Annotated in this window: 22 protein-coding genes and 1 pseudogene; 1 reads left to right on the top strand and 22 read right to left on the bottom strand. The window is 56.3% G+C overall.

Translation table 11 applies throughout. The features are described from left to right. Window positions 1–82 precede the first annotated feature (82 nt). The 13 genes from lipA to leuS form a co-directional block, all read right to left on the bottom strand. Window positions 83–1,048, bottom strand: a complete 966-nt coding sequence (gene lipA, locus HA48_RS09905; RefSeq protein ID WP_128601062.1) for a lipoyl synthase — start codon at window positions 1,046–1,048, stop codon at window positions 83–85. Between the two features lie 176 nt (window positions 1,049–1,224). Beyond that, window positions 1,225–1,875 carry a lipoyl(octanoyl) transferase LipB gene (lipB, locus tag HA48_RS09900; protein WP_128601060.1) on the bottom strand — a complete coding sequence of 217 codons (651 nt, stop codon included), beginning with the start codon at window positions 1,873–1,875 and terminating at the stop codon, window positions 1,225–1,227. Between the two features lie 69 nt (window positions 1,876–1,944). Further along, a complete protein-coding gene (ybeD, locus tag HA48_RS09895) occupies window positions 1,945–2,208 on the bottom strand; it encodes a DUF493 family protein YbeD (protein WP_010618866.1) in 264 nt (87 codons plus the stop codon). Between the two features lie 95 nt (window positions 2,209–2,303). Continuing rightward, on the bottom strand, window positions 2,304–3,515 hold the full coding sequence (gene dacA, locus HA48_RS09890) for a D-alanyl-D-alanine carboxypeptidase DacA (protein ID WP_128601058.1): 1,212 nt from the start codon (window positions 3,513–3,515) through the stop codon (window positions 2,304–2,306). Between the two features lie 116 nt (window positions 3,516–3,631). Then, window positions 3,632–4,702 carry an endolytic peptidoglycan transglycosylase RlpA gene (gene rlpA / locus HA48_RS09885; protein ID WP_128601056.1) on the bottom strand — a complete coding sequence of 357 codons (1,071 nt, stop codon included), beginning with the start codon at window positions 4,700–4,702 and terminating at the stop codon, window positions 3,632–3,634. Between the two features lie 10 nt (window positions 4,703–4,712). Beyond that, window positions 4,713–5,825: a peptidoglycan glycosyltransferase MrdB gene (gene mrdB / locus HA48_RS09880; RefSeq protein ID WP_128601141.1), complete on the bottom strand. Its 1,113-nt coding sequence runs from the start codon at window positions 5,823–5,825 to the stop codon at window positions 4,713–4,715. A gap of 8 nt (window positions 5,826–5,833) precedes the next feature. Further along, window positions 5,834–7,738 carry a peptidoglycan DD-transpeptidase MrdA gene (mrdA, locus tag HA48_RS09875; protein WP_128601053.1) on the bottom strand — a complete coding sequence of 635 codons (1,905 nt, stop codon included), beginning with the start codon at window positions 7,736–7,738 and terminating at the stop codon, window positions 5,834–5,836. A gap of 34 nt (window positions 7,739–7,772) precedes the next feature. Further along, window positions 7,773–8,243 (bottom strand): 23S rRNA (pseudouridine(1915)-N(3))-methyltransferase RlmH, encoded by a 471-nt coding sequence (gene rlmH, locus HA48_RS09870; protein ID WP_128601051.1) that lies wholly within the window; start codon window positions 8,241–8,243, stop codon window positions 7,773–7,775. 3 nt (window positions 8,244–8,246) lie between these two features. Beyond that, window positions 8,247–8,564 carry a ribosome silencing factor gene (gene rsfS, locus HA48_RS09865; protein ID WP_128601048.1) on the bottom strand — a complete coding sequence of 106 codons (318 nt, stop codon included), beginning with the start codon at window positions 8,562–8,564 and terminating at the stop codon, window positions 8,247–8,249. 91 nt (window positions 8,565–8,655) lie between these two features. Next, a complete protein-coding gene (gene nadD, locus HA48_RS09860) occupies window positions 8,656–9,300 on the bottom strand; it encodes a nicotinate-nucleotide adenylyltransferase (protein WP_128601046.1) in 645 nt (214 codons plus the stop codon). Further along, window positions 9,293–10,324, bottom strand: a complete 1,032-nt coding sequence (gene holA / locus HA48_RS09855) for a DNA polymerase III subunit delta (protein ID WP_128601044.1) — start codon at window positions 10,322–10,324, stop codon at window positions 9,293–9,295. Before holA ends, nadD begins: the two co-directional genes overlap by 8 nt. After that, window positions 10,321–10,920 (bottom strand): LPS assembly lipoprotein LptE, encoded by a 600-nt coding sequence (lptE, locus tag HA48_RS09850; protein ID WP_128601042.1) that lies wholly within the window; start codon window positions 10,918–10,920, stop codon window positions 10,321–10,323. The genes holA and lptE overlap by 4 nt, the downstream gene beginning before the upstream one ends. A 14-nt stretch (window positions 10,921–10,934) precedes the next feature. Further along, window positions 10,935–13,517 (bottom strand): leucine--tRNA ligase, encoded by a 2,583-nt coding sequence (leuS, locus tag HA48_RS09845; RefSeq protein ID WP_128601039.1) that lies wholly within the window; start codon window positions 13,515–13,517, stop codon window positions 10,935–10,937. Window positions 13,518–13,740: 223 nt separating this feature from the next. Between leuS and HA48_RS09840 the strand changes: the two genes are divergently transcribed. Continuing rightward, window positions 13,741–14,223: a zinc ribbon-containing protein gene (locus HA48_RS09840; RefSeq protein WP_128601037.1), complete on the top strand. Its 483-nt coding sequence runs from the start codon at window positions 13,741–13,743 to the stop codon at window positions 14,221–14,223. Window positions 14,224–14,279: 56 nt separating this feature from the next. Here HA48_RS09840 and HA48_RS09835 read toward each other — a convergent pair whose 3' ends face one another. From HA48_RS09835 to miaB, 9 genes and pseudogenes are all read right to left on the bottom strand, one after another. After that, window positions 14,280–15,005: an amino acid ABC transporter ATP-binding protein gene (locus HA48_RS09835; protein ID WP_128601035.1), complete on the bottom strand. Its 726-nt coding sequence runs from the start codon at window positions 15,003–15,005 to the stop codon at window positions 14,280–14,282. Beyond that, window positions 15,006–15,683 (bottom strand): glutamate/aspartate ABC transporter permease GltK, encoded by a 678-nt coding sequence (gltK, locus tag HA48_RS09830; RefSeq protein ID WP_128601033.1) that lies wholly within the window; start codon window positions 15,681–15,683, stop codon window positions 15,006–15,008. Then, window positions 15,683–16,423: an amino acid ABC transporter permease gene (locus HA48_RS09825; RefSeq protein WP_128601031.1), complete on the bottom strand. Its 741-nt coding sequence runs from the start codon at window positions 16,421–16,423 to the stop codon at window positions 15,683–15,685. The genes gltK and HA48_RS09825 overlap by 1 nt, the downstream gene beginning before the upstream one ends. A gap of 162 nt (window positions 16,424–16,585) precedes the next feature. Next, on the bottom strand, window positions 16,586–17,479 hold the full coding sequence (locus HA48_RS09820; RefSeq protein WP_128601029.1) for a glutamate/aspartate ABC transporter substrate-binding protein: 894 nt from the start codon (window positions 17,477–17,479) through the stop codon (window positions 16,586–16,588). Between the two features lie 439 nt (window positions 17,480–17,918). Beyond that, on the bottom strand, window positions 17,919–19,445 hold the full coding sequence (gene lnt / locus HA48_RS09815; protein ID WP_128601026.1) for an apolipoprotein N-acyltransferase: 1,527 nt from the start codon (window positions 19,443–19,445) through the stop codon (window positions 17,919–17,921). A gap of 4 nt (window positions 19,446–19,449) precedes the next feature. Further along, window positions 19,450–20,331, bottom strand: coding sequence for a CNNM family magnesium/cobalt transport protein CorC (gene corC / locus HA48_RS09810; protein WP_128601024.1), 882 nt, complete (start codon window positions 20,329–20,331; stop codon window positions 19,450–19,452). Between the two features lie 82 nt (window positions 20,332–20,413). Beyond that, window positions 20,414–20,887 carry an rRNA maturation RNase YbeY gene (gene ybeY, locus HA48_RS09805; protein ID WP_128601022.1) on the bottom strand — a complete coding sequence of 158 codons (474 nt, stop codon included), beginning with the start codon at window positions 20,885–20,887 and terminating at the stop codon, window positions 20,414–20,416. Then, window positions 20,884–21,957, bottom strand: coding sequence for a PhoH family protein (locus HA48_RS09800; RefSeq protein WP_128601019.1), 1,074 nt, complete (start codon window positions 21,955–21,957; stop codon window positions 20,884–20,886). The genes ybeY and HA48_RS09800 overlap by 4 nt, the downstream gene beginning before the upstream one ends. Window positions 21,958–22,164: 207 nt before the next feature. Further along, window positions 22,165–23,588: pseudogene (gene miaB, locus HA48_RS09795) on the bottom strand (tRNA (N6-isopentenyl adenosine(37)-C2)-methylthiotransferase MiaB). Window positions 23,589–23,682 lie beyond the last annotated feature (94 nt).

The following is a 23,682-nucleotide window of genomic DNA, read 5'->3' as shown; positions in this document are numbered from 1 at the left end:
AGCGACAGATTTGGCACAAGTCTTAAAGCTTTTAAGGAGAATTTTGCAATTGCGCCACGACGGGCGCAATTGCGACAGGCTGTTACTTCACTTCCAGGCCTTTCGCCTGCATATCGGCATGATAAGAAGAGCGTACAAACGGGCCGCAGGCGGCATGGGTGAAGCCCATGGCCATCGCTTCCTCTTTCATCTCATCGAATTCAGCCGGGCTGACATAACGCTGTACCGGCAGGTGATGGCGGCTTGGCTGCAGATACTGGCCGAGCGTCAGCATGGTAACGCCGTGACGACGCAGATCGCGCATCACTTCGATAATCTCCGCATTGGTTTCACCCAGGCCCACCATCAGGCCGGATTTGGTCGGCACATCAGGATGCGCCTCTTTGAAACGCTCCAGCAGCTTCAGCGACCACTCATAGTTGGCACCCGGACGCACCTGGCGATAGACGCGCGGTACGTTCTCCAGGTTGTGGTTGAACACATCCGGCGGCGTGGCGGTAAGGATCTCCAGTGCACGATCCATGCGACCACGGAAGTCAGGTACCAGCGTTTCGATCTTAATCGTTGGGCTCTTTTCACGAATGGCCGTAATGCAGTCGGCAAAGTGCTGAGCACCGCCGTCACGCAGGTCATCACGGTCAACAGAGGTGATGACCACATAACGCAGCGCCATATCGGCAATGGTCTGCGCCAGCTTCAACGGTTCATTCGCGTCCGGCGCATTCGGGCGGCCGTGTGCGACGTCGCAGAACGGGCAGCGGCGGGTACAAATCGCGCCCAGAATCATGAAGGTTGCGGTGCCGTGGTTGAAACATTCGGCAAGGTTAGGACAGGAGGCCTCCTCACACACCGAGTGCAGGCCATTTTTCCGCATGGCAGCCTTGATACCCTGAATGCGGCTGGAGTCCGCAGGCAGTTTGATCTTCATCCACTCGGGCTTACGTAAAATCTCTTCGCGCTCGGTGACCACGGTTTTCACCGGAATCAGCGCCATTTTGTCGGCATCGCGATATTTGACGCCACGTTCCATCTGAATTGGTTTACTCATAAATCTGCAGGTTCCGGTCGGGATTGCGATTTGAAAGCTTCCTCACTCAAACTGAGAACCAGGCTTTCAACTTTATTTGAAAAAATTGCAAAAATTATATCATCTCGCCCGCACAGAAGCAGCCGATAAGCGGAGACAAAGGTTACAATTTTGTAAATGCGCACATACAGACAAGGTCAAGATGTCGCCTCATTCAACCATTCAACCTCATCAAACCGGCACAGACGGGCAAAATGGTGCACCAGACGTGGCTGCACGTCCGTTACCGTAACACCAGGCTGGAACTGGCTCAGTTGGGTCATCTGCATGCCGGCATAGCCGCAGGGATTGATGCGCAGGAAGGGTGCGAGATCCATCGCGACATTCAGCGCCAGACCGTGAAACGAGCAGCCTTTGCGGATGCGCAGGCCAAGGGAGCAGATCTTATCATCACCCACGTAGACGCCGGGGGCATCGGCTCGCGCCCGCGCGGCCACCTGATAGTCCGCCAGCGTAGCGATCACCGTATTCTCCAGCGCGGTCACCAGCTCGCGCACGCCAGTTTTATGGCGTTTGATATCAATCAGAACGTACATGACCTGCTGGCCCGGCCCGTGATAGGTCACCTGACCGCCGCGATCGCTCTGCACCACCGGAATGTCGCCTGGCATGAGCAGATGCTCGGCTTTACCGGCCTGTCCCTGGGTGAACACCGGCGGGTGCTCAACCAGCCAGATCTCATCCGGGGTTTCACTGTGGCGCTGATCGGTAAACTGATGCATGGCATCGGAGACGGGCTGCCAGTCGCGCAGACCGAGTTGACGAACAAGAAGCGTATGAGCTGACAAAGCGAAAGTCCGGTAGAGGATGGAGGGCTGAGTATAACGCTGGCAAAGTGGCGTTTGCCAGCGTCCGCATTACAGAACCATGCGCACGATTTCGATATTGCCCAGCTCTTCGTACAGGGTTTCCACCTGCTCAATGTGCGTCGCATTGATGGTAATGGAAACGGAGTGATAGTTGCCTTTGCTGCTTGGCTTCACATCCGGTGAGTAGTCGCCTGGCGCATGACGCTGCACCACTTCAACCACTTGATCAACCAGCTCCGGTTGCGCCAGGCCCATCACTTTATAAGTGAACGGGGTAGGGAATTCGAGCAGTTCATTCAGTTTGGTTTTCATATTGACTCCGGTGCATAAAAAAACAGGCTCCCGCCGAAGCGGGAGCAGAGATAATAACGTATCTGGGGACGGGTTGGCGATTTTTCAAGCACGCCTTAGCCGAACCAGTGATGGAACATCAGCTTAATGTAATCGATGATGCGGCTGAAGAAGCCCCCTTCCTGCACTTCGTTCAGTACCACCAGCGGACGCTGCTCAATAGTTTTGCCATCCAGCTGGAAGTTGATACTGCCCACCACCTGATTTTTCTGCAGCGGGGCGTGCAGTTCGGTGTTGTTCAATACGTAGCTGGCTTTCAGATCCTTCATGCGGCCGCGTGGGATGGTCAGGTAAGCATCCTTCTCGACGCCAAGCTGGACGCGATCGCTGTTGCCGAACCAGACCGGCTCAGACGCAAACTCTTTACCGGCTTTCAGCGGTGCCACGGTCTCAAAGAAGCGGAAGCCCCAGGTCAGCAGCTTTTTGCTTTCAGTTTCGCGGCCTTTATAGGTGTGGCCGCCCATTACGGCGGAGATCAAACGCATCTGACCTTCGGTCGCAGAGGCCACCAGGTTGTAACCTGCGGCTTCGGTATGGCCGGTTTTGATACCATCAACACTCAGGCTGGTGTCCCACAACAGGCCGTTGCGGTTCATCTGGCGGATGTTGTTAAAGGTGAACTCTTTTTCACGGTACACGGCGTACTCATCCGGCACATCGCGAATCAGCGCCTGACCGATCAGCGCCATATCACGCGCCGAGCTGTACTGCCCGTCAGCATCCAGGCCGTGTACGGTCTGGAAGTGGGTGTTTTTCAGCCCCAGCGCGCCCACGTAATTGTTCATCAGATTGACGAACGCGTCCTGACTACCGGCAACGTAATCGGCCATTGCTACGCAGGCGTCATTACCGGACTGCAGCACGATACCGCGCGTCAGCTGAGAAACCGGTACGCGATCGCCCGGTTTCAGGAACATCAGTGAGGAGCCTTTAAACACCGGGTTGCCGGTGGCCCAGGCATCTTTACCCACGGTAACGATGTCATCCTGATGGATTTTGCCCGCTTTCACCGCCTGGCCGATGACATAACTGGTCATCATTTTCGTCAGGCTGGCAGGATCGCGGCGCGCGTCTGCGTTCTTCTCGGCAAGGATTTTGCCGGAGTTATAGTCGATGAGCACATAGGCTTCAGCGTCGATGTCCGGCACGCCCGGAATCATAGTTTTAAGATTAACATCGTCGGCGAAAGCGACATGGCTGAGAGAAAGAGCGACCAGTGATCCCACTGTCAGGCGTTTCAGAAAACGAGAAGGTTTCAGCGTATTCATGTTCAGGACTACAACATCCGTGGGGTTAGAGTGAAAAAAGTGCCTTACTATAGCAAACGTCCGATCGCGCGACATCTTGCTTTACCAATCAGTTCAGCAGGAAATGTTACTGCCCGTCACATTGACGGACGGGCAGTGGTAATAAAGGTGTTCATCTGCGCTTCGGTGCTCAGGCGCTGCTGCAGCGCGGCGGCTTCGGCACGGCTCTTAAAGCCGCCCAGCTGGACGCGATAAACGTTGCCGTTCGCTTCAACCGCTCCGGGCACGCCAAAGCGTTTGCCCAGGCTGTCCGCCAGCTGGCGTGCGCGCGCTGCATCGTTCAGGGCGCCCACCTGCACCACGAAACCGCTGCCGGCATGCGCACTCTGGCTGGCCGGTGCCGCGCTGGCAGCCGCTGGCGCGACGGCTGGTGCCGGCTCACTGCCCTCAAGTACACCACTGGCTAATGGCTGCGGCGCGCCAAGGAAGCCGCTGCTCTGTACCGGGGCACCCATATCACCGTTGCTTTGCAGGGTGCTGTTATCTACCGCATGGACATCCTGCGGGGCAGGGGCTGGATTCGCACTGCCGCCGGTCATCACCATACCGCCGCCGAGATCCGGACGGGCGGGCAGGGCGTAGCTCTGTTTTGCTACCGTAGTACCGATAGTGCCCGGTCCTGAAACCGAGCCGTCCGGCGCAACGCTGATGTAATCCACGCGCACACGGGTATTGTTTGAAATGTTCAGGCGATCGCCGGCGGCGCGCGACAGGTCGATAATGCGGCCCGGCGTATAAGGACCGCGATCGTTGACGCGTACCACAATCTGACGGCCATTCGCGAGGTTAGTGACGCGCACATAGCTCGGCAGCGGCAGCGTGGGATGAGCGGCTGTCAGCGCATCCGGATCGTAGTTTTCGCCGATGGCTGTACGGTTACCCTGGGCTTCATCACCGTACCAGGTTGCCAGCCCGACTTCGCTGTAGTTGGCCGGGTTTTTAATAACCTTATAGCTTTTCCCGTTAACGCTGTAATCCTGGCTGGTAGAGGGATTGATCGGCTCGTAGCGCGGCTCAACGCCAGGGATCTCCACCACCGGGCCGTTATAGGCCGGTTGTGGCGGGGCGGTGTTTGTCTGCTGTTCCGGGGTGGAACAGGCAGCCAGTACCAGTGAAGCCAGTGCAACTCCAAGCCAGTCCTTACGCATGTGCAGCCTCTTAAACGCTTTTAGATAACATTTTTCGATGAGTATGGATCGACATGACGATGCCAAATCCGGCCATTAACACAATCAGCGCTGACCCGCCGTAACTCACCAGCGGCAGCGGCACGCCAACCACCGGTAAGATACCACTTACCATGCCAATGTTAACGAAAACATAAACGAATAAAATCAGCATTAAGCCGCCCGCCATGACGCGCCCAAACGTGGTTTGCGCTCGTGCTGCAATGATCAAACCGCGCATGATCAGCAGCAGATACAGGACCAGCAGCAGTAAGACGCCGACCAGGCCGAGCTCTTCGGCCAGTACGGCAAAGATAAAGTCAGTGTGGCGCTCGGGTAAAAACTCCAGCTGTGACTGCGTACCGTGCAGCCAGCCTTTGCCGCGCAGCCCGCCGGAGCCGATAGCGATCTTCGACTGAATAATGTGGTAACCGGCGCCCAGCGGGTCGCTCTCGGGATCGAGCAGCATCATCACACGATCGCGCTGGTAATCATGCATCAGGAAGAACCACAGGATCGGGATAAACGCGGCCACCAGCAGAACCGCTACGCCGATCAGTTTCCAGCTCATACCCGACAGGAACAGCACAAACAGACCGGAGGCGGCAATCAGAATCGACGTGCCGAGGTCCGGCTGCGCGGCGACCAGCAGCGTCGGCATGAAGATCAGCACCAGCGCGATGCCGGTATTCTTCAGCGTGGGCGGGCACACATCGCGGTTAATAAAGCGAGCCACCATCAGCGGGACGGCGATTTTGGCGATCTCCGAGGGCTGGAAGCGTACAAAGCCCAGATCGAGCCAGCGCTGCGCGCCTTTACTGATGTGACCAAACGCATCCACGGCCACCAGTAAGATAACGCAGACGATATAGAGATAGGGCGCCCAGCTCTCATACACGCGTGGTGGGACCTGTGCCAGCACCAGCATGATGATGGTGCCCATCGCAATCTGACCGAGCTTGCGCTCCATCATGCCAGGATCCTGCCCGCTGGCACTCCAGATAACGATGGCGCTGTAGGTCAGCAGCGCAATGATGATCAGCATAAACAGCGGGTCGATATGGATACGCGTCCAGATCGTTCTTTTCTGGGGACTATCGTTCATCGACATCGTTATTCACCTTCGTAACCGGGCGGCGTGGGTGTGGCCTCTGGCAGCACCGTGTTGTTGTCGCCCAGCATAATGTGGTCAAGAATCTGGCGCATTACCGTACCAACGGCCGGGCCGGCACCGCCGTTCTCCAGAATCATGGTGACGGCCACGCGCGGCTTGTCATATGGCGCAAAGGCGGTCATCAGTTTGTGATCGCGCAGACGCTCCGCAATCTTGTGGGCGTTATAGGTCTCGTTCTCTTTCAGACCAAATACCTGCGCCGTACCGGATTTGGCGGCAATTTTATAGGGTGCATCGGCAAAGCTCTTATGCGCCGTCCCGTTCGCCCGATTCGCTACGCCATACATGCCGTCTTTGGCGATCTCCCAGTAACCGGAGTGGATGTCGCCAATCGGCGCATCCGGCTGCTGGCGGTAGGGCACCATGGCATCACCTTCACGCGTGGCGCGCAGCAGGTGCGGCACTTTAATGATGCCGTCATTAATCAGAATCATCATCGCTTTGTTCATCTGAATCGGCGTGGCGGTCCAGTAACCCTGGCCGATGCCCACCGGAATGGTGTCACCCTGATACCATGGCTTCTTAAAGCGTTTCATCTTCCATTCACGCGTGGGCATGTTGCCCGGACTCTCCTGCGGCAGGTCGATACCGGTACGGTGACCGTAACCAAATTTGGTCATCCACTCTGACAGGCGATCGATACCCATGTCATACGCCACCTGATAGAAGAAGGTGTCCGCTGACTCCTCCAGCGATTTGGTCACGTTGAGGCGGCCGTGTCCCCACTTTTTCCAGTCACGATAACGCTTCTCTGACCCGGGCAGCTGCCACCAGCCCGGATCGAACAGGCTGGTATTACGGTTGATCACCCCGGCGCTCAGCGCTGATACCGCAACGTACGGCTTCACGGTTGAAGCTGGCGGGTAGGCGGCCTGCAGCGCACGGTTGTAGAGCGGGCGATTTTCGTCGCTCAGCAGCGCTTTGTAATCTTTACTGGAGATGCCATCAACAAACAGATTGGGATCGTAACTGGGGGTGGAAACCAGCGCGAGGATCTCTCCGGTGCGCGGATCGCTTACTACTACTGCCGCACGGCTGCCGGTCAGCAACGTTTCAATATATTGCTGCAGTTTGAGATCCACGGTGAGCCAGATGTCGCGCCCGGCCTGCGGCGACTGCTCATGCAGCTGGCGAATTACGCGCCCGCGATTGTTGACCTCAACCTCTTCGTAACCGGTTTTGCCGTGCAGAACATCTTCATAGTAGTTTTCGATGCCCAGCTTGCCGATATCGTGCGTCGCAGCGTAGTTAGGCCACTTGCCCTCTTCATCAAGGCGTTTAACGTCGCGATCGTTGATTTTCGATACATAACCGACCACGTGGGTAAGTGTCTGGCCATAGGGGTAGTAACGGCGCTGATAGCCTTTCACTTCAACGCCCGGGAAGCGGTACTGGTTCACGGCAAAACGCGCGACCTGCACTTCGTTCAGGCCGGTTTTTACCGGAATAGAGGTGAAACGGCGCGAGCGCTTGCGCTCTTTTTCAAACGCATCGATGTCGTCATCGGTCAGGTCCAACACCGGACGCAGATCCTGCAGCGTCTGTTTCAGATCATCCACCTTCTCCGGCACCAGTTCGGCCTGGTAAATGGTGCGGTTCAGTGCCAGCGGCACGCCGTTGCGGTCATAGATGATGCCGCGACTCGGCGCAACCGGCACCAGTTTGATGCGGTTTTCATTGGAGCGGGTGCTGTAATCGTCGAAACGCAGAATTTGCAGGTGGTACAGGTTGACCACCAGAATGCTGGAGAGCAGCAGAATGCCGACGAAGGCGACTAAAGCCCGGCGGACAAACAGTTTCTGTTCGGCAGTGTAATCGCGAAAAGCGTTGCTCTGTAATTTCATCCGCTGCGTTTATTATCTGGGGGTTGTCAGGCGTTTATTCACGATGATAAGGATGGTTCGTGGTAATGCTCCAGGCGCGATACAGGCTCTCTGCAACCAGCACACGCACCAACGGATGAGGCAGCGTCAGCGCCGAGAGCGACCAGCTCTGCTCTGCTGCGGCTTTACATGCCGGTGCCAGGCCTTCCGGCCCACCAATCAGCAGGCTGACATCGCGGCCATCCAGCTTCCAGCGCTCCAGCTGCTGCGCCAGCTGCGGCGTCTCCCACGGCTGACCGGGGATATCCAGCGTGACGATGCGGTTACCTTTACCGACCGCCGCCAGCATCGCTTCGCCCTCTTTTTCCAGAATGCGTTTGATGTCAGCGTTCTTACCACGCTTACCGGCAGGCACTTCGATCAGTTCAAACGGCATATCCTTGGGAAAGCGGCGCAGATACTCCATAAAACCGGTCTGAACCCAGTCGGGCATTTTGGTGCCCACGGCCACTAGCTGCAGTTTCAACGCTTAGCTCCAGAGCTTTTCAAGCTCATACAGCTGACGGCTCTCTTCCTGCATCACATGAACAATGACTTCACCCAGATCGACCACGACCCAGTCAGCAGCCGTTTTACCATCCACACCCAATGGCTTCAGGCCCGCGGCGCGTGACTCCTGCACCACATGCTCAGCGATAGAGGAGACGTGACGGTTTGAGGTGCCGGTGCAGATGATCATGCAATCGGTGATGCTGGATTTGCCCTGAACATCGATAGCGATAATGTCCTGGCCTTTAAGATCGTCAATCTTATCAATAACGAAATCTTGGAGTGCTTTACCTTGCAAAAGGTTCCCCTTAAAAACAGGTGGTGACGGGCAGGCTGAATGCCCCGGAAATGCAGCCAAAAATGAAGCGGCGCAGTATAGCACGGTGAAACTAGTCGCGATATAAGCCTGCGCGATCGATATAGGCGATCACCGCGTCTGGCAGCAGATCGGTGCAGGGCTGGCCTGCATGGCGGCGCTGACGGATTTCGGTGGCGGAGATATCAAACAGCGGCGTATCGGCCAGCCAGATATACCCGGCAGGGGCATGATGCAGCTGCTGTGGATCCTGTGCCTGGTGCGCCACCAGCCACTGCTGCAGCGCTGGCGTGTCCAGCTGCGTGGCATAGCCGGGGCGTTTACACACCAGCAAATGACAGAGCGACAGCAGATCCTGCCAGCGGTGCCACTTGTGTAACGTTAGCAGAGAATCCTGACCAATGATAAACCCGAGGGGCTGCTGTGCACCGCGTTCAGCGCGCAGCGCTTCCAGCGTGGCGACGGTCCATGAGGGCGTTGAGCGCGCCAGCTCGCGGGTATCAATATCAAACAGCGGGCGGTCGGCGATGGCGCACTGCAGCATCGCCACGCGCTGCGCGGCGCTGGCCTGCGGCTGCGGACGATGGGGCGGTACGTTGTTAGGCAGCAGCGTGACTTTTTTTAACCCAATCTGCCCGGCGAGGGCTTCTACCGGACGCAGATGCCCGTAGTGAATCGGATCGAATGTACCGCCAAACAGCGCATGGAGTTTAGACATCGGTAAAGCTCAGTGGAAAATCACGGTGGCACAGCAGCAATGAGAGGGTCTCCAGCTGCGGCCACAGATTCTGACCATAATCTTGCTTCATGGTCAGTTCAATGTCAGCCAGCAGATGCACAGCACGTTGCAGACGACGCGCGTCCAGCCGCTGCAGCGCCTCGGTAAACAGCGCGCGGCGGTTCTGCCAGATGCGCTGCTGATCCATCAGCGTGCGTAACGACTGTTTCGCCTGGTTGCGCTGCAGATGCAGTAGCGTCAGCAGGTCGCGTTGCAGCGTACGCAGCAGAATCACCACTTCGCTCTCCTCTTTTGCCAGCTGATGCAGGATGTGCAGTGCGCGTTTACTTTTGCCCGCCAGCAGTGCATCCACCCAGTGGAAGGGGGTGAAGTGCGCCGCATCGCTGACCGCCTGTTCAACCCGCGGCAGCGTCAATTTGCCATCCGGCCATAATAGCGAAAGGCGCTCCAGCGCCTGCGCCAGCGCCAGCAGATTGCCTTCATAACAGTAGCAGAGCAGCTGAATAGCGGCGTCATCTACGCTAAGTTTCATCGCTTTCGCTCGCGTGGCAACCCAGCGCGGCAGCTGTGCCTGTTCCGGCGTCTGACACGGCACCAGCACGGCCTGCATGCTGAGCGCTTTAAACCAGGCGCTATTCTCCTGCGCTTTTGTCAGCTTCGCCATACGCAGCACCAGCAGGATATCGCTGTGCAGCAGCGTGGAGAGCTTAACCAGCTGTTCAGCCATCGCCGCGTTAGCGCCACTCTCTGGCAGTTGTAGCGTTAGCGTCTGGCGCTGGGTAAACAGACTGAGTGACTGGCAGCTGGCAAACAGGCTGTCCCAGTCCGTTTGCGTGTCCAGGGTGATACTGAAGTGCTCTTCGAACCCTTGCGCTGTGGACGCGGCACGGATAGCGTCGGCGCTCTCCTGAATCAGCAGCGGTTCATTACCGGTAAGAAAATAACAGGCGCGCAGCCCCTCACGAAGCTGCGCGCTCAGTTGTTCAGGATAGATCCTGATCATTGCAGACTGGTAGCTGACGACGAGAACACTTCAGGTGAAGCGCTACCCGGTGCGATCACTTCCGGTTGCGGCAGGGTATCTTTATTGCTCTCCTGCGCAGCATGCACGGTCAGCAGTTTACGCACCAGCTGCTCGGCGGCACGCTGACGCATCTCCTGTTTGATCATGTCCTGCTCGGCATCCTTCGCCAGTGCGGCATTTGGGTTATCGAAGAACGAACGATACACCGTAGTGCTGATAGGGTAGATACCTTTACCCGGCAGCAAAACCTGCGCGCTGATCGTCATCACCAACGAGTACTCAGCGGTAGTGCCGCTGATAAATACTGATGCTGTGTCGCGCCCTTGTCTTTCAGCACCCAGACGCAGAGTCGGGTATTTTGCGCTGGCCCCCTCGCTGTCTTCAACGATGGTGACATCATTGATGCGCAGCTGCTGACGCACGGTGCGCGCCAGCGGACCATACGGGTCGCCACTCTGGACGATCAGCGTTTTCATCTCCTGCGGCACCATGGTTGTGCCGCGTGGGTGAAAACCACAGCCTGCGGTGACCAGCACCGCAAGCAGGACAAACAGCCTGATAATCAGTTGTCGCACAGTTCCTCCTGAACTTAACCTACGACCAGGTTAAGCAGTTTGCCGGGGACATAAATCACTTTACGAACGGTGACGCCTTCCAGATATTTCGCCACCAGGTGCTCCTGCGCGGCAAGTGCCTGTACCTGCTCCTGCGTGGCATCAGGCGCGACGGTAATTTTACCGCGCACTTTACCGTTTACCTGCACGACAACCAGCAGCGAATCTTCAACCATCGCCGCTTCATCGGCTACCGGCCAGCTGGCTTCGTCAACGCTGCCTTCGCCGCCCAGCGCCTGCCACAGAACATAGCTGGCGTGTGGCGTGAACGGATAGAGCAGGCGGGTCACGGCCATCAACGCTTCCTGCATCAGCGCACGATCCTGTTCGCTCTCCTGCGGTGCGCGCAGCAGCTTGTTCATCAGCTCCATGATAGCGGCAATTGCGGTGTTGAAGGTCTGACGACGGCCGATATCATCGGCGACTTTAGCGATGGTTTTGTGCAGATCGCGACGTAGCGCTTTCTGAGCATTGTTCAGCGCATTGACATCCAGCGCCACGGTCGCGCCTTTTGCTACGTGATCGTAAGCCAGTTTCCAGACGCGTTTCAGGAAGCGGTTTGCACCCTCTACGCCTGACTCCTGCCACTCCAGCGTCATGTCCGCCGGTGAAGCAAACATCATGAACAGACGCACGGTGTCCGCGCCGTAACGCTCAACCATCAGCTGCGGGTCGATGCCGTTGTTTTTCGACTTCGACATCTTGCTCATGCCGGCGTAAATCACTTCACGACCCTGATTGTCGATCGCTTTGGTGATACGGCCTTTTTCGTCACGCTCCACGTTGACGTCAACCGGTGAAACCCAGTTGCGCTCGCCGTTAGCGCCCACATAGTAGAACGCATCGGCCAGTACCATACCCTGGCACAGCAGACGTTTTGCCGGTTCGTCAGAGTTGACCAGACCCGCATCACGCAGCAGCTTGTGATAGAAGCGGAAGTACATCAGGTGCATGATGGCGTGTTCAATACCACCTACATACTGATCGACAGGCAGCCAGTAGTTTGCCGCTGCCGGGTCCAGCATGCCTTCGTTGTAGTCTGCGCAAGTATAGCGCGCATAGTACCAGGAGGACTCCATGAAGGTGTCAAAGGTGTCCGTTTCACGCAGTGCCGGCTGGCCATTGATGGTGGTTTTCGCCCACTCCGGGTCAGCTTTAATTGGGCTGGTGATGCCGTTCATGACCACATCTTCTGGCAGGATGACCGGCAGCTGGTCTTCTGGCGTTGGCATTACGGTGCCATCTTCCAGGGTAACCATCGGGATGGGTGCGCCCCAGTAGCGCTGACGGGAAACACCCCAGTCGCGCAGACGATAGTTCACTTTACGCACGCCCACGCCTTTCGCGGCCAGTGCATCAGCAATCGCATTGAAACCGGCTTCGTGGTCAAGGCCGTTGTACTCGCCGGAGTTAAACAGCGTGCCTTTCTCGGTCATCGCAGCGGCGCGTAAATCAGGCTCAGAGCCGTCGAGGTTAAGAATGACAGGCTTGATGTTGAGATCGTATTTGGTGGCGAACTCCCAGTCGCGCTGGTCGTGTCCGGGCACGGCCATTACCGCGCCGGTGCCGTACTCCATCAGCACGAAGTTGGCGACCCAAACCGGAATCTCTTCACCGGTCAGCGGATGAATGGCATGCAGGCCGGTGGCCATGCCTTTTTTCTCCATCGTCGCCATGTCGGCTTCAGCCACTTTGGTAGTGCTGCATTCGGCAACAAAGTCTGCCAGCGCCGGGTTATTGACCGCCGCCTGACGAGCCAGTGGATGTCCGGCCGCAACCGCGACATACGTAGCACCCATAAAGGTGTCAGGACGGGTGGTATAAACCGTGACTTTCTCCGCGCTGTTCGCCACGTCGAAGGTAATCTCTACGCCTTCAGAGCGGCCGATCCAGTTGCGCTGCATGGTTTTGACCTGCTCAGGCCACTCGTCCAGCTTATCGAGGTCGTTCAGCAGCTCTTCGGCATAGTCAGTGATTTTGATAAACCACTGCGGGATCTCTTTGCGCTCGACTTTGGTGTCACAGCGCCAGCAGCAGCCGTCGATAACCTGTTCGTTTGCCAGGACGGTCTGGTCGTTAGGGCACCAGTTAACCGCCGAGGTTTTTTTATATACCAGGCCTTTTTCATACAGTTTGGTGAAGAACCACTGCTCCCAGCGATAATACTCTGGCTGGCAGGTCGCCAGTTCACGGCTCCAGTCGTAGCCAAAGCCCAGCAGTTTTAGCTGATTCTTCATGTATTCGATGTTGTCGTACGTCCACGGCGCCGGGGCGGTGTTGTTTTTTACCGCTGCGCCTTCCGCCGGCAGGCCAAATGCGTCCCAGCCGATCGGCTGCAGTACGTTTTTGCCGAGCATACGCTGATAGCGCGCAATCACATCGCCGATGGTGTAGTTACGGACGTGGCCCATATGCAGACGGCCAGAAGGATAGGGCAGCATTGAGAGGCAATAATATTTCTCTTTGCCTTCCTGCTCGGTCACTTTAAAGGTTTCATTTTCGTCCCAGTGCTTCTGGACGCGGGATTCTATCTCTTCAGGGCGGTATTGCTCTTGCATGGCTGCCTGTGGTCCTTTGTGAAATCGTATTTTAAAGACTTTTCGATCCGCATAGCATACCCATAAGCCCGCCCCGCAACAACATTTCACGCCCAATGGCGGCGTGATTTGTGCGGAATGCGCCGCCGCTTTCACCCTTTTACGATTTCCTCCGCCGTGCACACAGCAAATATGACAAAGCGGCTAAACTTACTCACAGCACCCCAGCGAAAAGGAGAATAAAATGAATAACGTGGCGCAGGAGTATCGTGCAACGGTAGCCGCATTAACCCAGCGGCTGGAGCGCGGCGAGCGCGATGTTGACGCGCTGGTCGCGGAAGCGCGCCAGGATCTGCTGGCCAGGCAGACGCTGACCCCGGCCGAAGTCAACGAGGTAATGCGGGCCGTGCGGCGTGATTTGCATGAGTTTGCGCTGAGCTACCAGGAGTCCAGTGATGCGCCGGCTGATTCGGTCTTTTTCCGCGTCATTCGCGAGAGTATCTGGAAGGAGCTGGCTGACATCACCGACAAGAGCCAGCTGGAGTGGCGCGAAGTGTTTCAGGATCTGCGCCATCATGGCGTCTATCAAAGCGGTGAGGTGGTTGGCCTGGGCAATCTGGTGTGTGAGAAGTGCGGCTTCACCCGTGCGATTTACACTCCCGAAAGCCTGACGCGCTGCCCGGAGTGCGGTCACGATCACTTCCAGCGTCAGCCGTTTGAGCCATGACGCCGGGTAGCCAGGGGCGCAGTGACGCGCACCTGGCTACGGATTGAGGCGGTTGATCAGTGTAAAATTTTCGCCAGGAAATCTTTAGCACGGTCGGACTGCGGGTTATTGAAGAAGTCATCTTTGTTCGTGTCTTCGACAATCTTTCCCTCATCCATGAAAATCACGCGGTTCGCCACTTTACGCGCAAAGCCCATCTCGTGCGTGACCACCATCATGGTCATGCCTTCATTGGCTAACTCCACCATGACATCCAGCACTTCGTTGATCATCTCCGGGTCGAGCGCAGAGGTCGGTTCGTCAAACAGCATGGCAATCGGATCCATGCATAACGCACGGGCAATGGCGACACGCTGCTGCTGACCGCCGGAGAGCTGGCCCGGGAACTTCTCTGCATGGGCGCTCAGGCCCACGCGCTTCAGCAGCGCCAAACCTTTATCCCGCGCCGCAGATTTATCCCGCTTCAGCACTTTCACCTGCGCCAGCACCAGGTTATCAATGATGCTGAGGTGGGGAAACAGCTCGAAATGCTGGAACACCATGCCCACCTTGCTGCGTAACTGCGCAAGGTTGGTCTTCTTGTTGTTCACTTCGGTACCGTTCACCATGATGCTGCCCTGTTGCACCGGTTCAAGACCGTTAACGGTTTTGATAAGCGTCGATTTGCCCGAGCCGGACGGACCGCAGACCACGACCACTTCACCCTTTTTTACCTCGGTGGAGCAGTCGGTCAGCACCTGAAAGTGCCCATACCACTTAGAAACATTTTTCAGGCTAATCATTTAAACCGTCCTTTTTCTTTTAAGATAGCTAACCAACAGCGAAGCGCTCAGGCTGATCACAAAGTAGACCAGACCGGCAAACAGAATCATTTCAACCTGCGTACCGTCACGCTCGCCGATAGTGGAAGCGGTACGGAAGAAGTCAGCCAGGCTCAGGACATACACCAGCGATGTATCCTGGAACAGAACAATCCCCTGCGTTAACAGCAGCGGCACCATGGCGCGAAACGCCTGCGGCAGGATAATCAGCTTCATCGATTGCCACTGCGTCATCCCCAGCGCCAGCGCTGCGTTAGACTGACCGCGCGAAATGCTCTGAATACCGGCACGGATAATCTCGGAGTAGTAGGCCGCTTCAAACAGCGCGAACGCCACCATCGCCGAAATCAGACGGATATCGGTTTTCGGCGACAGTCCCAGCACCTGCTGCAGCAGGCTCGGCACCACCAGATAGAACCACAGCAGCACCATCACTAACGGTACAGAGCGGAACAGATTGACATACAATTTGGCAAACCAGCGGACAGGCGCCAGCGGTGAGAGTCGCATTACGGCCAGGATGGTGCCCCAGATAATGCCGAATACCACGGCAACCGCGGTGATCTTTAGCGTTACGGCCATCCCGTTGAGCAGATAGGGCAGGCTGGGCGCAATGGAACTCCAGTCAAACTCGTACATTATTTACCTCCCATGTTGCCGGGCAGGCGAATTTTGCGCTCTATCAGACTCATAATTAGCATGATAACCAGGTTAATACCGACATACGCCAGGGTAATTGCGGTAAAAGATTCATACGCGTGCGCGGAATAGTCGAGCAGTTTGCCCGCCTGCGCCGCCAGATCTACCAGGCCGATGGTGGAGGCGATAGCCGAGTTTTTCACCAGGTTAAGCATCTCCGAGGTCATCGGCGGCACAATCACCCGATACGCATTTGGCAGCAGCACGTAGCGATAGGTCTGCGGCAGCGTCAGCCCCATGGCCAGGCCGGCACTCTTCTGGCCGCGAGGGAGCGACTGAATGGCCGCGCGCACCTGTTCGCACACGCGGGCCGCGGTGAACAGACCAAGGCAGATGGTCGATGACAGGAAAAACTGGACGTTCGGGTCCAGCTCCGCCTTAAACCACATGCCAAGATTTTCACCTACCAGCTCCGGTGCCACCAGATACCAGAAGAAGAACTGCACAATCAGCGGAATATTACGAAACAGCTCTACGTAGCAGGTGCCGATGGTTGAAAGCCAGCGATTGGGCACGGTACGCAGAATGCCGAAGAAGGAACCTACCAGGAAGGCGATAATCCAGGCACAGCAGGAGACCGCAACGGTCACCTGAAATCCGGACCACAGCCAGCCGAGGTAAGTCGTATTGCCGAACGGGGCCTGCTCTAAAAAAATGCCCCAGTTCCAATCGATACCCATAACGAGCTCCGGTAAAAAATAGGGTAGCCAGGCTACCCATAAGATTGTTGAGCGGTGTCTTGTATGCTGCTTCGGGGGAACGACCCGTTACAGTCTGTCTGTCCGCACCGCGGGTTCAGCAATCGAGAGGACAGCAGTACTGCCCTTGTTGTCATTGTTAATTCAGAGTGCTTTGTCGTTCGGGGCTTTAAACAGCGCCTGCATATCCGAAGAGAGCTCGAAGTTCAGGTTAAGATTCTTTGGTGGGATTGGCTGTTTGAACCACTTCTCAAACCATTTCGTCGCTTCACCTGAGGTTTGCGCTTTGGCGATGGTATCGTCCATCAGCTGTTTAAACTGCGGATCTTCTTTACGCAGCATGCAGCCGTAGGCCTCTTTCGATTGCGGCGTACCGACGATATCCCAGTTATCCGGCTTCTTCGCTTTTGCACGTTCGCCCGCCAGCAATGCATCATCCATCATGAAGGCCACAGCACGACCCGTCTCCAGCGTACGGAATGAGTCCCCGTGATCTTTGGCGCTGATAATGCGCAAATCCAGCTTCTTCTCATCGTTCAGCTTATGCAGCAGTGCTTCAGAGGTGGTACCAGAGGTCACGACCACGGTTTTGCCTTTCAGATCGTCGAAACCCTTAATATCGCCGCCTTTCTTCACCAATAGGCGCGTACCGATGATGAATACAGTATCAGAGAATGCCGCCTGCTTCTGGCGCTCCAGATTATTGGTGGTAGAACCACACTCAAAATCGTAGGTGCCGTTCTGCAGCAGCGGAATACGGTTCTGTGACGTGATCGGCAGCATTTTAACCTGCAGATCGGGCTTGTTCAGCTTCGCCTTGATGGCCGCCACGATGGCGTTGGAGTAGTCCTGCGAGTAGCCCACGACTTTCTGCTGGTTGTCATAGTAAGAAAAGGGAACTGATGACTCACGATGCCCGACGACGATAACGCCGCTATCATTAATTTTCTTTAGCGTACCGGTGAGGTCTTCCGCCTGGGCCGCGCCCGCTGCCGAACCCAACAGCAGAAGCGATAGTGCCACTTTGCGTATCTGCATGTTCCAACTCCTTCGTGTGAATGTTGCGCAGAACATAAACTGCGCAGATTGTGATGTTGTGTGTATTTCCTGCTGCTTTTTTAATTATCCCTTAGCGCAACTGCGCGCAGGATAGTGATTAACATAGCGAATTGTTAACGCAATGAAACAAAAAAGTTTGTTTTTTGCGAGCCGCTCCGCACCAATAAGAGGCAAAAAAACGCCTCTGCGCGATTACGGTGCGCAGCGGTGCCAGATAATAGTGCGTTAACATGGCACTCTGCTGACAAAACGCGATGCTCTTAAAAATCACTGAAATAAATAGCAATGATCGTGCCAGCATACAGGCCGTCAGAAAAACCGCAGCACAACATCGGGTCAAGCACGGGTGGAGAGAGCAGAAAAAGGGGGGATAAAAAGGCGAAGCGCGGGCCTCGCCTTGTAGAGACTGTACGAATGATCAGGCGCGGCGGCGTAAAATAGCCGGTACGATAGCCAGCAGCGTCAATAGCCAGACCGGCCAAATGCCTGCGCGCGCATAGGGTGTTTCACCGCGCGTCGGCGTGACGTTGGCAGTGAGTACATCGCGGGTGAACTGCGGCAGCGCCTTTTCAACCTCACCGTTAGCATCGACCACCGCAGTTACGCCATTGTTAGTTGAACGCAGCAGCGGACGCCCCAGCTCCAGCGCGCGCATGCGCGCCATCTGGAAGTGCTGCCATGGGCCAATCGAGTGACCGAACCAGGCATCGTTCGAGACGGTAAGCAGGAAATTGGTGTCCGGACGGAAGTTTGCGCGTACCTGTTCACCCAGCACAATCTCATAGCAGATCGCGCTGGTGAGATCGTAACCGGCCACCTTCAGCTGCGGCTGAACATAGGCACCGCGGCTAAACGAGGACATCGGCAGGTCAAAGAACGGCGCCAGCGGACGCAGCAGATCTTCCAGTGGCACAAACTCACCAAACGGCACCAGATGATTTTTTTGATAGCGGTTGTGGCTCTGATAGCTGTAAGGCTGCTCCCCACCCAGCACGATCACCGAGTTATAGTCGTGGTAACGGTTATCACGCTCTATACGCGAATCCACTATCCCGGTAATCAGCGCGCTGCCGCGCGCGCGTAGCTCGGCATCCAGCGAACGCAGGAACGGCTGCTGGTTACTCTCCAGATCGGTAATCGCAGACTCCGGCCAGATGATGATCGGTGCTTTACCGATAAATGGCTGGCTGTAGGTGGTGTAGACGCGCAGGGTGTTCAATAGCTGTTGCGGATCCCACTTCATCGACTGCGGAATATTGCCCTGTACCATCGCAACATCCACGCTGCGTGCGGGCAGGGGCTGATACCACTGCACCATGCGCAGCGGCCACGGCAGTAAAAGCAGCGCAGCGGCGGCGATACCACTCTTCAATGAGCGGTGGTAGCCGGCATGTACCAGCAAACCGGCAGTAACCATCAGCACGAACGTCAGGGTTTCCACACCCGCCAGCGGTGCAAGGCCCTTAAGCGGACCGTCGATTTGGCTGTAGCCAAACTGCAGCCACGGAAACCCGGTGAGCACCCAGCCACGCAGAAACTCGGTGATTTGCCACAGTGCCGGCGCCGCCAGTGCCAGGCGCCACAAGGTAGCACGGGGCCAGAAGCGGCTAAGCAGCAGGGCAAACAGCATGGGGTAGAGCGCCAGATAAGCCGCCAGCAGCACCACAAGGAAGACGTTAACCGGGCCCGGCATCCCACCAAAGGTGGCAATGCTAACGTAGACCCAATTGATACCGCTACCGAACAGGCCAAAGCCCCAGCTAAACCCTATTGCGCCCGCCTGCGCCGTGCGACGATCCAGCAGCAGCAGCTGCAGACCGGCCAGGGAGACGATCGCGGCAGGCCAGAAATCATAAGGTGAAAAAGAGAGGGTGCCCACGGCACCCGTTATTAACGCCAGCAGCAGGCGAACCCGCTGCTGCGAGTAAAGAGAGGCCAATGCCATAAAGTTATTCGTCTTCCAGTTGCGGTTGCGGAGAGTCTTCCGGAATTTTTACATGCACCTGGATAATACGGCGGCTGTCAGCCATCGCGACTTTGAATTGGTAACCATCAATGTCAATGCTTTCACCGCGTGCCGGGAGGTGGCCGAATCCCTGCATCACAAGGCCGCCAATGGTATCGACCTCATCGTCACTGAAGCCTGTACCGAACACCTCGTTGAAGTCCTCAATGGGCGTCAGCGCACGCACGGTATAGGTGTGGCGGTTGAGCTGGCGAATATCACGATCTTCTTCGTCGTCATACTCATCCTCGATTTCACCGACGATCAGTTCAAGAATATCTTCAATTGTGACCAGACCAGAAACACCGCCGAACTCATCAATGACAATCGCCATATGATAACGTTGAGAACGGAACTCTTTGAGCATGCGATCGACACGCTTGCTCTCCGGCACGACCACCGCCGGACGTAACACTTTCTCCATGCTGAACGGCTCTGCACTGCTGCTCATAAAGGGCAGCAAATCCTTCGCCATCAAAATGCCTTCAACGTGGTCTTTGTCTTCGCTAATCACCGGAAAGCGTGAATGGGCGGATTCGATAATTACCGCCAGGCACTCTTCGAGGCTCTGGTTACGTTTCAGGGTAATCATCTGCGAGCGCGGGATCATAATGTCGCGTACGCGCTGCTCGGCGATATCCAGTACCCCTTCCAGCATGTCGCGGGTATCTTCGTCGATCAGCTCTTTCTGCTCAGAATCGCGGATCAATCCCAGTAACTCGTCACGGTTTTTTGGCTCACCGTGGAAAAGCTGGTTGATAAGCAGGGAGAAAAAGCCCTTTTTACTACTGGGGGCGTCGTTATTTTGCGAATGGTCGTCGCTCATGGCGTTTTTATTTAGTTCTCTCATTAGAGGAAAGAAAACTGCTGGCATCCTCGCCAGCAGCATAGGGTTCTGAGCACCGGGCTCAGGTGTCTTCTTTTTCCGAAATGTACGGATCAGGATACCCAAGAGCAAGCATTATCTCGGTCTCCAGCGCTTCCATCTCTTCGGCTTCATCATCTTCAATATGGTCGTAACCCAGCAGATGCAGCGTGCCGTGTACCACCATGTGCGCCCAATGTGCCTCAGTGGTTTTGCCCTGTTCCACCGCCTCTTGCTCCACAACCTGGCGGCAGATGATCAGGTCACCTAACAGCGGCAGTTCAATCCCCGGCGGGGCTTCAAACGGGAATGACAGCACATTGGTTGGCTTATCTTTACCGCGATAAGTCAGATTAAGCTCATGACTCTCAGCTTCATCCACCAGGCGAATCGTGACTTCACTCTCCGGCTGGAACGGCGTGACGGCCGCTTCCAGCCAGCGACGGAAGGCTGCTTCAGCTGGCAGGCCGGTTTCATCGGCACAGGCCAGCTGTAAATCTAAAATCACCGCACTCATGTTGGCTCCTGCGGCGCAGGCTGGCTGGCAAGCTGTGCCGCCAGCGCATCGCGCTTACGCTCTTCTGCCAGCGTATCGCGGCGTTTCTGATCGGCTTCTTCCCAGGCTTCATAAGCATTGACGATGCGGGCGACAACCGGATGACGCACCACGTCCTCGCTATGGAAAAAGTTAAAGCTGATCTCCTCCACGTTCGCCAGTACTTCAATGGCGTGGCGCAGACCAGATTTGGTGCTGCGCGGCAGATCTATCTGCGTGACGTCACCGGTAATCACCGCTTTCGAGTTGAAGCCAATACGCGTCAGGAACATTTTCATCTGTTCGATGGTGGTGTTCTGGCTCTCATCGAGAATGACAAACGCATCGTTTAAGGTACGTCCGCGCATGTAGGCCAGCGGCGCAACCTCAATCACGTTACGCTCCATCAGCTTCTCTACGCGCTCAAAGCCCAGCATCTCAAACAACGCGTCATACAGCGGGCGCAGGTAAGGATCCACTTTCTGGCTGAGATCGCCAGGCAGGAAGCCCAGCTTCTCACCCGCTTCCACGGCCGGGCGCGTCAGCAGAATACGGCGAATCTCCTGGCGCTCCAGTGCATCGACCGCAGCCGCTACCGCCAGATAGGTTTTACCTGTACCCGCCGGGCCGATACCAAAAGTAATGTCGTGATCAAGGATGTTGGCGATGTACTGGGCCTGATTTGGCGTACGCGGTTTAATCACGCCGCGTTTGGTCTTGATGTTGACCGCTTTACCGTACTCCGGCACGCTGTCAGCCGTTTGCTCCAGCACGCGGCTCTCTTTGATCGCCAGGTGAATCTGATCCGGTTCAATATCCGGGATCTGCCCGCGTACCGGTGCGGTATCAACGTACAGATCGCGCAGGATTGTCGCAGCAGCCTCAACGCTCAGCGTACGGCCAACCAGTTTAAACAGGTTGTCACGACGGTTGATTTCAATACCCAGCCGGCGCTCCAGCTGTTTTATGTTGTCATCAAACGGACCGCACAAGCTCATCAGGCGGCGGTTATCTGCCGGTTCAAGGGCGATTTCACGAGTTTCGATATTCAAATGATTCCTTTGGGTCACTCAGGGCCAGTTGAAAAGGTGTGTCAGATGCTGCGTCAGTTCGCTGTGGCATCATTACGGAATTATTTATGGGGTAGCGCCCGGGCGCAAGCTTCAGAAGTGATATTTGGGCGACGATTGCGGAAAGCAAGCGCTGCGGGGTGAAACAGGCGACAGCGCACTGTGCGCTGTCGCTCAATAATCGCGGTCTCAAGGCTGGAACACGCCTACGCCGATCTCATCCTCTTTGCGCGTACGCGCAATCACCGAGGCCGGCTCTCTGCCACACGCAGGCCCATCTCATCCTCCGTGCGCACCACCACGCCGCGCAGTGAGTTGGTATAGACGTCAACAATTTCCACATCAACAAATTTACCGATCATGCTCATGGCGCCTTCAAAATTCACCACACGGTTGTTTTCGGTGCGGCCGGTCAGCTCCATAACGTTTCTGCGTGAGGTACCCTCCACCAGAATGCGCTGCACGGTGCCCAGCATCCGCCGGCTCCATGCCATCGCCTGCTGGTTGATGCGATCCTGCAGGATATAGAGGCGCTGCTTCTTCTCCTCTTCCGACACATCGTCGGGCAGGTCAGCGGCCGGCGTACCCGGGCGGGCAGAGTAGATAAAGCTGAAGCTGGTGTCGAAGTTCACTTCACCGACAAGCTTCATTGTCTGTTCGAAATCCTGCTGGGTTTCGCCCGGGAACCCGATGATGAAGTCTGAACTGATCTGGATTGTCGGGCGCGCCGCCAGCAGTTTGCGGATAATCGCCTTATACTCCAGCGCGGTATGGGCACGCTTCATCAGCGTCAGCACGCGGTCTGCGCCGCTCTGCACCGGCAGATGCAGGAAGCTCACCAGCTCCGGTGTATCGCGATAAACATCAATGATGTCATCCGTAAATTCAATCGGATGGCTGGTAGTGAAGCGAATACGATCAATACCATCGATCGCCGCCACCAGACGCAGCAGTTCAGCAAACGTGCAAATCTGGTCATCAAACGTTGCGCCGCGATAGGCATTTACGTTCTGACCCAGCAGGTTCACTTCGCGCACGCCCTGTGCAGCCAGCTGCGCGATCTCCAGCAGAATGTCGTCACACGGACGGCTGACCTCTTCGCCACGCGTATAAGGCACCACGCAAAACGTACAGTATTTGTTGCAGCCTTCCATGATAGAGACGAAAGCAGTCGGGCCATCAGCCCGCGGCTCGGGCAGACGATCAAATTTTTCAATCTCCGGGAAGCTGACATCTACCACCGGGCTCTTACTGCCGCGTACCGTGTTGATCATCTCCGGCAAGCGGTGCAGGGTCTGCGGGCCAAATACGATATCAACGCACTGCGCACGCTGACGGAGTTTGTCGCCCTCCTGAGACGCCACACAGCCGCCCACGCCAATGATCAACTCCGGGTTTTTCGCCTTCAGCTTTTTCCAGCGACCCAGCAGGTTGAATACTTTTTCCTGCGCCTTCTCGCGGATGGAGCAGGTATTCAGCAACAGAACGTCTGCGTCTTCGGCTTCCTCCGTCAGGATATAGCCGTGCGTGCTGTTCAGTAGGTCAGCCATCTTCGATGAATCGTACTCGTTCATCTGACAGCCCCAGGTTTTAATATGCAGTTTTTTGGTCATTGAACTAGCCATTGATTCTGAGCAGAGAAGTGCAGGGCGCGTATTGTAATGCTTTGATGGGGGTGTGACCAGCATGCCCGTCATACTTCGCGCG

The organism is Pantoea wallisii, assembly GCF_002095485.1.
Lineage (GTDB): Bacteria > Pseudomonadota > Gammaproteobacteria > Enterobacterales > Enterobacteriaceae > Pantoea > Pantoea wallisii.
This window is presented reverse-complemented; position numbering and strand designations above follow the sequence as displayed.